Origin of the sequence: Bariatricus sp. HCP28S3_F11 (assembly GCF_052065395.1) — a bacterium.
GTDB lineage: Bacteria > Bacillota > Clostridia > Lachnospirales > Lachnospiraceae > Allocoprococcus.
The window spans coordinates 1-10,341 of record NZ_JBQHUC010000057.1 but is presented as its reverse complement, the minus strand read 5'-3'; the positions used below and the strand labels follow the sequence as shown (position 1 = coordinate 10,341).

Annotated in this window: 10 protein-coding genes; 5 read left to right on the top strand and 5 right to left on the bottom strand. The window is 41.3% G+C overall.

What is annotated here, in order from left to right; genetic code table 11:
• Positions 1-285: 285 nt before the first annotated feature.
• Genes ACTNBR_RS15665 through ACTNBR_RS15650 form a run of 4 tightly spaced genes read right to left on the bottom strand, consistent with a single transcriptional unit; the run spans position 286 to position 5,378 of the window.
• Positions 286-1,773, bottom strand: coding sequence for a glycoside hydrolase family 32 protein (locus ACTNBR_RS15665; RefSeq protein WP_441019132.1), 1,488 nt, complete (start codon positions 1,771-1,773; stop codon positions 286-288).
• Between the two features lie 46 nt (positions 1,774-1,819).
• On the bottom strand, positions 1,820-3,496 hold the full coding sequence (locus ACTNBR_RS15660) for an extracellular solute-binding protein (RefSeq protein ID WP_427820848.1): 1,677 nt from the start codon (positions 3,494-3,496) through the stop codon (positions 1,820-1,822).
• A 20-nt stretch (positions 3,497-3,516) separates the two neighbouring features.
• Positions 3,517-4,416, bottom strand: a complete 900-nt coding sequence (locus tag ACTNBR_RS15655) for a carbohydrate ABC transporter permease (RefSeq protein WP_427820849.1) — start codon at positions 4,414-4,416, stop codon at positions 3,517-3,519.
• Between the two features lie 11 nt (positions 4,417-4,427).
• Positions 4,428-5,378: an ABC transporter permease gene (locus ACTNBR_RS15650; protein WP_427820850.1), complete on the bottom strand. Its 951-nt coding sequence runs from the start codon at positions 5,376-5,378 to the stop codon at positions 4,428-4,430.
• A 333-nt stretch (positions 5,379-5,711) separates the two neighbouring features.
• Between ACTNBR_RS15650 and ACTNBR_RS15645 the strand changes: the two genes are divergently transcribed.
• The 4 genes from ACTNBR_RS15645 (at position 5,712) to ACTNBR_RS15630 (ending at position 8,619) form a co-directional block, all read left to right on the top strand.
• Positions 5,712-6,767, top strand: a complete 1,056-nt coding sequence (locus ACTNBR_RS15645) for a LacI family DNA-binding transcriptional regulator (protein ID WP_427820851.1) — start codon at positions 5,712-5,714, stop codon at positions 6,765-6,767.
• A 6-nt stretch (positions 6,768-6,773) separates the two neighbouring features.
• Complete coding sequence (locus tag ACTNBR_RS15640; RefSeq protein ID WP_427820852.1) at positions 6,774-7,424, top strand: YesL family protein; 651 nt, start codon at positions 6,774-6,776, stop codon at positions 7,422-7,424.
• Between the two features lie 73 nt (positions 7,425-7,497).
• The gene (locus tag ACTNBR_RS15635; protein WP_427820853.1) at positions 7,498-8,226 is read left to right on the top strand and encodes a hypothetical protein; all 729 of its coding nucleotides are present in this window, start codon (positions 7,498-7,500) and stop codon (positions 8,224-8,226) included.
• 48 nt (positions 8,227-8,274) lie between these two features.
• The gene (locus tag ACTNBR_RS15630) at positions 8,275-8,619 is read left to right on the top strand and encodes a hypothetical protein (RefSeq protein WP_427820854.1); all 345 of its coding nucleotides are present in this window, start codon (positions 8,275-8,277) and stop codon (positions 8,617-8,619) included.
• Between the two features lie 129 nt (positions 8,620-8,748).
• Here ACTNBR_RS15630 and ACTNBR_RS15625 read toward each other — a convergent pair whose 3' ends face one another.
• Positions 8,749-9,447, bottom strand: a complete 699-nt coding sequence (locus ACTNBR_RS15625) for an ATP-binding protein (RefSeq protein WP_427820855.1) — start codon at positions 9,445-9,447, stop codon at positions 8,749-8,751.
• A gap of 100 nt (positions 9,448-9,547) precedes the next feature.
• Here ACTNBR_RS15625 and ACTNBR_RS15620 point away from each other — a divergent pair, with 100 nt between their 5' ends.
• On the top strand, positions 9,548-10,207 hold the full coding sequence (locus ACTNBR_RS15620) for a Crp/Fnr family transcriptional regulator (RefSeq protein ID WP_441019130.1): 660 nt from the start codon (positions 9,548-9,550) through the stop codon (positions 10,205-10,207).
• Positions 10,208-10,341: the final 134 nt, after the last annotated feature.

Here is a 10,341-nt window from a genome sequence, read left to right as displayed (position 1 = left end):
ACTATCATCTGGAAAAGCTTCCACGTGGAAAACAAAGAGGAAGGTTCTTCTTCGGAAGTAAAATCGCAGCGTTGAATTTTAGAAAACTCTTTCACTATGTGAAAGGGTCTTTGAATTATGCAGAAACTCCTATACTGGCATAAGAATATGGGAAGGGCATAGTTACAATCAACGCCATATATACCAAAAACTACGGTAAAAACTTATAAATAGCAACAAAAAGCAAAAGAGGGACGTTCGATACCAGGGCTTTTGCCCCCAGCATCGAACGTCCCGATCACTAAGTTATCCTATCAAATCATACTTCACAACATTCATCTTTACACTTCCATCTGCGAAGAAGGAAATTCCATCTGCTGCCTGGTCAGTATATAGAGTGATCGTCATCACCTGCTCTCCGTCATTAACAAAGATCTCGGCACTGAACCAATCCAATATCAGGCGCAGTTTAATTTTTCCATTTTCTGAAGAAACCTGGCTTCGTCTCTGATGAATTGCTGCCCTTCTGGAACCTGAAAACTTACGATCCACCTTCAAAATAGATTCGTAAGGACGGAAGCTGACTGCAGTATGATACTGGCAGTCCTGTGCAAAACGTACTGCAAACTTTTTATACAGTTCTTTTCCCTCTACCGGTTCCAGTTCAATTTCCAGATCAACTTTTCTTCCTTTCACTTTATCCAGCCTGATAGTATCTGTGAAAACAACATCTTTGTATTCTACTTTATTGTGTCGCAGCTTCTCCAGCTCACGAATAGGATTCTGATATATTCTACCATTTTTTACAGAGAGTTCTCTTGGAAGTGTCATCTGTCCAAACCATGGAGTTTCCTTGGGATGAAGACGACTGGTGTCCCAATTCTGCATCCACGCAATCATCACTCTCCTGCCGTCAGGTGTCAAAATCGTCTGAGGTGCATAAAAATCAATCCCATAATCAACTGCATGATCCGTCTGCGCCTTAAATGTACCGTTCTCTTCATCCATAGTTCCCAACAGATATAAAGTTCCATTACCATTGTGATATTCAAATCCCTCAGGAAGCATATCCATCGGACTGCACATCAACACATCTTTTCCATCAAGGTGAAACACATCCGGACATTCCCACATAACACCAAACCGGTTATGATTCTCGATCAAAACACTTTTGAACTTCCATTCAAAACCATCCTGACTGGTATACAGCAAAAGCTGTCCACTGCCATCTGCTGCCCGGTTTGCGACCACACAGCTATAGGTTCCATCTTCATTTACCCACATTTTAGGATCGCGAAAATCTGCTTTGCTGCACCCTTCTGGAATATTCTCCACATCAAGCACGGGATTCTTTTCATATTTTTCATAATCAAGACCATCCCCCACCGCCAGACACTGAGTTTGTTCATCACGGAACCCACCCTCTTCCAAAGGTATTCTCTTAACACCCGTATACATTAACAATTGTCTCCCATCCGGAAGTGACACCGCACTTCCGGAGAAACATCCGTCTCTGTCATAGCTCATATCAGGTGCCAAAGCTGCCGGGAGGTACTCCCAGTGCAGCAAATCTTCACTCACTGCATGGCCCCAGTGCATCGGTCCCCAATATGGGTCATATGGATGGTACTGATAGAACAGATGGTACTTCCCCTCATAAAAAGAGAAACCATTGGGGTCATTCAGCCAGCCAACCCTTGTTGATAAATGGAATCCCGGCCTGTCTTCTAGTCCTATTCTCTTGTCATAAGTTTCTTCATACTTCCGTGCTTCTCGTAATGTCTGACTTGTCATATATTTCTGCTCCTACGATTATTATTTATCTAGTGTCAACGTTTTATTATTCTGCATTTTCATAGTAGCTGTCAAGATATTTCTGGAAAATGTCCAGATAATCCTGCAGACCATATGCATCCAGATCTTTCAAGTATTTATCCCAGTCTGCATCTGTAAATCCATTCATGATCCAGTCTGATTTTTTCGCATTGATTGTTTTCTGGATATCTGCCTGCAGATTGGAAAGTTCTTCTGTATCTTCCTGAGACATGAATACATTTGGATATACATATTTTGTATTCATATCCGGAGTATAGTAATCTTTAATCCAATCCAAACGATACTGTGCATCATCAGGGCATGTTACATATACACCATAGTATTCATCCAGGATTGCAAGCGGACCTCCAACACACTCTGCTTCTCTTACTTCAACCGGAGATGCATCTCCAAGCGGAGCATGCTTCAGCATTTCCTCACCGTTCTCGTTTTCACCCAGTTCAAAGATATCAAACTCATCATCCTCGCCATAAGTTCCCCAGTTATTCTGCGGAGACTGGAACGGATCATACATCTGATCCAGCCATGCACATACAAGAGCCGGATTCTCTGCAACTGCTGTTACTACGCAACGTCCACGGTCAAATCCACTTGTAAAAGAACCATTCTGCGGAGTGATATTTCTTGTATCAGCTGTTAATGCCGGAAGCGGAACCCAATCCTGAAGATTGTCAATATTTGCTACATCCCAGCTAAAGCATACGCCGTAACGTCCGGATTTTCCTTTTGATACGTAAGTAGACCATTCCTGTGTAAATGCTTCCGGATCAATCAGACCTTCTGCATACAGAGAATGAAGCCATTCGATTCCCTTCTTATAACCTTCCTGTGTTGCGGAACAGATTACTTCAAGGTCATCAGTAACTGCAATATGTCTTCCCTTATCAGCATCGCCGTATCCTTCACCAAAACCATTGATGAGGATGCTCGGATCCTGGTCACCATCATTTACAATACATGCCATCGGAATGATGCTTCCGTCAATATTGAATTCTGCCTGCAGTTCAGATGCATGATCGCGGAAAGCAATTAAAACCTGTTCAAATTCATCTACCGTTGTCGGAACTTCCAGTCCAAGGAAATCCAGCCACTTTTTGTTAATAAAGCTCATATTTCCAACTGTCTGGATTGCTGTCTTTTCTGAGCCAAGCTGTTCAATCCACGGAAGAGCCCAGATATGTCCTTCAGAATCAGTACACATGGTTCTATATTCCGGATATTTTTCAAATACTGCACTCAAATTCGGCATATATGCGTCGATGTATTCTTCCAATGGAATAATAATTCCCTGATCCGCATATTTAAGAAGATCACTATCGCTAAAACCTGCCGTGAAGATAAAGTCTGTTAAAGTGTCCGGATTTGACATGTTGAGGGTAATTTTATCTCCCCACTGGTCTGACTGGATTGCCGTCCATTCGATCTCGACATTTGTCTTTTCCTGTAAACGTTTAAAGATTGTACGGTTGTTAGGATTTGACTCCGTATTTGCAGGGTAACTGGTCATACCAGTTAAAGTTGTCGTCTCTTTTAATGGAAACTCCAGTTCAGACTTATCCACTTCTTGAAATTCCCCGCTATTCAATTTTTTAGTGCTCTTTCCGCCACACGCTGTAAGTGATACAACCATTCCCATTGCCAGCATCACGGCAACTATGCGCTTAAAATATTTGTTTTTCATTTTTTTGCTCCTTTCATTCATTATCCTTTTATAGAACCAGCCATAATACCGCTGTCGAAATACTTCTGGAAGAATGGATACATTACCAGAAGCGGTAAACTTGAAATAATGATTGTTGCGTATTTCAAAAGTTCTGCCAGCTGTGCTCTTGCTGCTGTGCTCTGCATATCAGAAATCATTCCTGATTCCGGTTGATTCTGAATCAAAATAGAACGAAGCACCAACTGCAACGGCTGTTTTGCTGAGTCGTTCAAATAAATCATTGCATCAAAGTAACTGTTCCACATACCAACAAACTGCCATAATGCCAACACTGCAATAACCGGAGTACATACCGGAATCAAAATCTTAAAAAAGAACACCAGCTCATTGGCACCATCTACATCTGCCGCTTCTCTCAATTCACCAGGAATTCCCTGATAGTATGTCCTTGCAATAATCATATTCCATACACTGAAGGCTCCAGGAAGAATAATTGCCCACATACTGTCCAGCAGTCCCAGATTGCTGATCAACAAATAAGTAGGAATCAATCCGCCTCCAAAGAACATGGTAATTACAAAAATCACATTAAAAAATCCTCGTCCTTTAAAATCTGCTCTTGACATCGGGTATGCCGCCAGAAGTGTTATTGCAACTGACACAACGGTAAACACAACAGAATAAATAACTGCATTTTTAAAGCCTACCCAAATCTGCTTATTTGAAATAACACGTTCATATGCAGTCAGAGTCCATTTGCTAAAATCAAAGGTAATACCTTTATTCTGCAGGGTAACCGGATCCATAAAAGAAGCTACGACAATATAAATCATAGGAACTATAATGGCAACCACAAACAGTCCAAGCAAAATGTATCCGCACATCAGCAACGCCTTATCCTGTAGAGAATATCTGGCAAATCTGCTTTTCTTTTTCATCTCGCTCCTCCTTATAATCCTTTACCATCATTCATTTTGGCAACAATCTTATTCACTACTACCAGCAAAATAACATTGATTACCGTATTAAACAAACCTACTGCTGTCGAGAAACTGTAATCTCCATCCAGCAAACCTTTTTTGTAAACATATGTAGCGATAATTTCTGATGCGGGCAGGTTCAAATCCGTCTGCAATGCATAGGCTTTTTCAAAACCGATACTCATAATATTACCCGCCTGCATAATAAACTGAATCACAACCAAATCCTTGATCGCAGGCCACTCCACGGCTTTAATCTGCTGGAATATGTTCGCACCGTCTATCAACGCTGCCTCTTTCAATTCCTGACTGGCATTAGAAAGCGCCGCCGTATACATGATAGATGCCCAGCCTGCTCCCTGCCAGATACCACTGGCAATATAAATGGTACGGAATGCTTCCGGCATGGTCATGAAATTAATGCTCGTACCAAACAGTAAATTGACCGGTCCCGTAACTGAAAGGAAAATACGCACGATACCACACAATACAATTACGGAGATAAAATTCGGCAAGTACAGAACAAGCTGAATTTTCTTCTTTATTCCCGTACTCTGGATTCGATTCAGCAGAAATGCCAATAGAATCGGAACCGGGAACCCCCATAACAAACCGTAAACACTAAGCTTCAGGGTATTGATCAGGTAAGTCATAAAATCCGGTGATGACAAAAACCGTTCGAAATACTTGAATCCTACCCACTCACTTCCCAGAATACCTTTGATCGGATTATACTTCTGAAAAGCAATCATGATGCCGCCCATCGGAATATACTTGAAAATCAAAGTAAGCGCCAAGGCCGGCAGCAGGAAAATCACGTACAACTGCCAATGCTGTTTTAAATACAGAAGCGTGTTATGAAGACCTGCTGAGTTTTTGTTCTGTTTCTTGTCAGAAACAACTGTAGAACTTGTTTTCATTTTGTCCTCCTTCCTTTTTTTCTCTCCCCATACTTTTGCATCTACATATATCCATGCCGTCTCAATCTAGTTGTGCAAATGTAAAAGTAAATTCAAGATTTCATGATTATTTTATACCACATATTTTACATTTGGTCAATATAATTCTGGCATTTTGCCTTTATTGTTTTTACATTTTTTTACTTTTGTCACATTATTGTATATTTATTATAATTATAGCATTTTATTTTTATGCATTTTTACCTAATTTTTTTCATTATTACATTTGACACATTTTGTTTTGCATTTTATAATATATTATGTAACAATCATTCACATAATTAGGAGGATTATATGGCCGGCAGAGTAACCATACAGGATATAGCTGACGCCCTCGGTGTTTCCAGAAACACTGTTTCTAAGGCGATTAACAATACGGGCATCCTTGCTGATGCAACCAGAGACAAAGTTTTAAAAAAAGCAATGGAAATGGGATATAAACAGTTTTCATATGTAACAATTGCAGACACAGGCAAACCGTCCCTTTCTTTTTCCGCCCCGAATGAACGCGGTGAAATCGCGCTGTTTACCACAAGTTTTTTGGGTAATTCCCATTTTGCATCCACAATGCTGGACAAATTTCAGCGAGAGCTTTCCCAGTTAGGCTACAGTCTGACCATGTACCGCATTCTTCCGGATGACCTTCACCGGCTTTTGCTCCCGCCTTCCTTTGCGAAAGAAAGGACCGCCGGAATCGTCTGCATCGAGTTGTTCGATTCCGCATATAGCCATATGGTCTGCTCTCTTGATCTGCCTGTCCTTTTTGTTGACACTCCGGCCGATCCTCTGGGTTCACCGCTGGTAGCAGACAAGTTATATATGGACAACCGCACTAATATTTATCGCTTTGTAGAGGAAATGTCTCGAAGGAAAAAAACAAAAATTGGATTTATCGGAGATTATCTGCACTGCCATTCCTTTTTTGAACGTTATATGGGATACCGCGATGCCATGTACCTGCTTGGTTTACCTATATCTGACGAATACAGTATTCTTGACCGCGAACCATTTTCCCGCAAATATGAGGAGATCCTGACAGATCGTCTGAAAAATATGAAAGAGCTTCCTCAGGTGTTTATCTGTGCAAATGATTTCGTAGCTCTGGATGCCATAAAGGCTTTAAAGAGGCTTGGCTATTCTGTTCCGAAAGATGTGTACCTCTGCGGTTTCGATGATTCTCCGGAATCAAAAATCATAACGCCTTCTCTGACAACCATCCATATACACAGCCAGATCATGGGCTACTACGCAGTACATTTATTAATATCGCGAATAAAGGAACCAGATTTAAACTATCGAACCATGCACGTTGAAACTGACCTGATCTACAGAGAATCTACGGAGGATTAGACTATCATGAACAGCTTACTTAACCCGGATAATCCGGTCATGCAATTCATTACAAAAATCGTTAATGCAGTATATCTTAACATCCTGTGGTTTTTTTGCAGCCTTCCAGTTTTTACCATCGGTGCTTCTACAACTGCATTATATTATGTCACTTTAAAAATGGTCAAAAACGAAGAAGGCAATATCACAAAAGCCTTTTTCCACTCTTTCCGTGAGAATTTCAAACAGGGAACCGTCATCTGGCTAATTCTTCTGGGATTTGGAATCCTCTTCGGAATAGACGGTTATGTTCTGTATCACATTCGTTTTGAGAATGCGTTCTGGACAATTTGTACCGCCGTTTTGATTGTAGCAGCCGTTGCATACGCCATCATATTGATGTATATTTTTCCGCTTCTTGCCAGATTTAATAATACAACTCTGGCCATGTTTAAAAACTCAATTATGATTGGCATGCGCTTTCTGCTCTGCACCGTGCTGATGGCTGTAATTTACTTTATTATGATTTTCGTAATCATAAACATCTTTACACCCGCAATTATTTTTGGTGAAGGACTCTGCGCTTTCCTGTGTTCTTACCTGCTTTCCAATATCCTGTTGATGTGCGAAGAGAAATCAGAGTCTGTCGAAAACTCCTCACCGGACGATTCACAATAACTGCCTATCGGTATCTGTCACAGGTTTTCAGTCTGGGCAGATGCCGTTTAAACCATAGTAGAAAGGAATTCTCATGAAGCTGAAACAAAAAGCGTCACCGGAGCTGGAAAAACTGAAAACCCTTCATGGGCCACAAAAAATCCGGTATATTTGGGATTATTATAAGCTGCCCATTGTGGTACTTTGCATTCTTCTGTACATACTTGGTTATTCCCTTTACGGACATTTTACCCACAAGGAAAAAATCCTCTATACTGCCTTAGTCAACGTATCTGCAAGCGATTCCCTTACTGAACAACTGAGCACCGGTTTTCTGGATTCTCTTGATCAAGACACTTCCAAAACCACCATGCAGCTATATACCGGATTATATTTGACCGACGATGAGACCAATCCCTATCACGAATACACCTATGCATCCCGCATGAAGATCCTGGCTTCCATTGACGGGAAACAGCTGGATGTTGTCCTTATGAATAAAGAAGCATTTGATGCCTTTTCACAAAACGGATATCTCTGCGATCTGGAAGAACTGCTTTCAAGTGAAGATGTAGATTTATATAACCGATTAAAGCCTCATCTGGTAACAAATACTGTCATCCTTGAAGACAATTCCACCGATCTGCAGCTGGATCCCTCTATTACTTATCAAGCAGTCACGGAAGAACATCCATTTGGACTGGATTTATCACAAACATCTATGATTTCTGATGCTGGATTTAGTGACATAGTATATTTAGGAATCATTGCAAACAGTCCTCGGACAGAAGAAGCTATCGATTATGTCAGATATTTGTTGTAGAAAGCATTGCCAGAACGATTCTGAAAATGCCGGTTCTGGATCTAATCAGTGTCCGATTTCAAAACCTCCGTCCCTTTGAGGGACTTAAATCTGGATGAGTATACCCTTGAAAACGGCAATCACTTGTTTGTTATTGCTGATGGACGGGTTGCCAATCTCGTATACGCAAATGGCAACCCTGCCGATGTTATGGATATGTCTTTTTCTGTAATGGCGTTCGGTGTAGAGTATCTTGTCAAAAACAATGGGAAATTAGAAAACCACATGCTCAATGTACCCTTAGAGTTGGATCATCAGGTTGTAAGACTAAAATTGGGGGCCCTGGGCATCACCTTTGATAAGCAGACCGGGGAGCAGAAGAATTATACCAAACAGTTTTTCACACATGAATGATTATAAACCGTTTCATTGGCAAACAAAATGAATCGACGACTGTGAACCCGAGAATGAGAAGAAACGTTTCCTAAGCATTAATAGGAAACAGTAATCTTCTCATCCTGCAATTTAGCCACATCCGCATTCTTACACTCTTTCTATAATGCTACCGTCAGTTGCAATCGTCACCACATTCCACGGAATAAATTTCCCGCTATCCTGAAGTGCTGTTTTCACTGCATTTTCAATACCTCCACAGCAAGGCACTTCCATCCGTACCACTGTAACACTGCGAATATCATTATTGCGGATAATCTCAGTCAATTTTTCACCATAATCCACAGCATCCAGCTTAGGACATCCTACCAGTGTAATACGTCCTTTGATAAAGTCCTTATGAAAATCAGCATAAGCATAAGCGGTACAATCCGCAGCTACCAAAAGCTTTGCGCCATCAAACCATGGAGCCTTCACAGGTACCAGTTTGATCTGAACAGGCCATTGCCGAAGCTCAGATTCTTGTGGTGCGATTGATACAGAATCAGTCTCCTGACGTTTGATAGCTTTTGCTGCAGATCCCGGGCAACCGCAAGGCAGCGGCTGTTCCTTTTTCGCTTTTGCAGCCAGAACGGCTGCCTCATCATAAGCAGCAGCCTCCCGCTCCACAAAGGAAATCGCTCCTGTGGGACATGTAGGAAGACAATCTCCCAGTCCATCGCAATAGTCATCTCTAAGCAGCTTTGCTTTTCCATCCACCATACCAATGGCCCCCTCATGACATGCTGCAGCACATGCCCCGCAGCCGTTACATCTTTCTTCATCTATTTGAATAATTTTACGTATCATTGTATTTCCTCCCTTTTATTTGCTGCACTTGACGTTACAAGCTTATTCTATTATACTGGCAAAAGAATGTCTGTTGGAATTCCAACAAAGGAGGATTAATGTGAAAGATTTTTTTGAAATATTATCGAAATGCCCATTATTTGATGGTATTGAACAATCTGATTTGAATGCTATGATAGCATGTCTGAATGGTAAAACTATTAATGTCCCGAAAGGCAGTCCAGTTTTTCTTGAGGGTACCCCTGCCCGGTTTTTAGGTGTTGTTCTTTCCGGTACAGTGCAAGTGATCCGGGAAGATTATTACGGTAACCGAAGCATAATGACCTGCCTCCAGCCTGGAGAATTATTTGCAGAAGTATTTTCTTTTGCCGGTCTTGAAACCATGCCTGTAAGCGTTATTGCCGTCAAGGACAGTGCGGTACTCCTTCTGGATTGCAGACGTGTTCTCACCTCATGCTCCAATTCCTGTCATTTTCACAATCGCCTGATGAAGAATTTACTTCAGGGGATGGCACAAAAGAATTTGGCACTGTCACAAAAAATCCGATATATGTCACAGAAATCAACAAAAGAAAAATTAATGGCCTATTTTTTAGATCAAGCCAAACAGCACGGTAGCACGGAGTTCGTAATTCCTTATAACCGACAGGCACTGGCAGATTATCTGGGTGTAGAACGCAGTGCCATGTCAGCTGAAATCAGTAAACTGAAAAATTCCGGGCAAATTGATACAAAAGGCTCCTGGTTTTCCATCTCTTAGTGGGGCCGTTGCTTTTGGCACTTACTGCGCGTGAGCAAAAAGCGTTAGAAAATTCCTGGGCAAAGGTTTTCGCAGAAGAAGTGTTCCCTAAAATTGATGAGAAACCTTTTGCTGTTTTATATAGTGATAAAGCT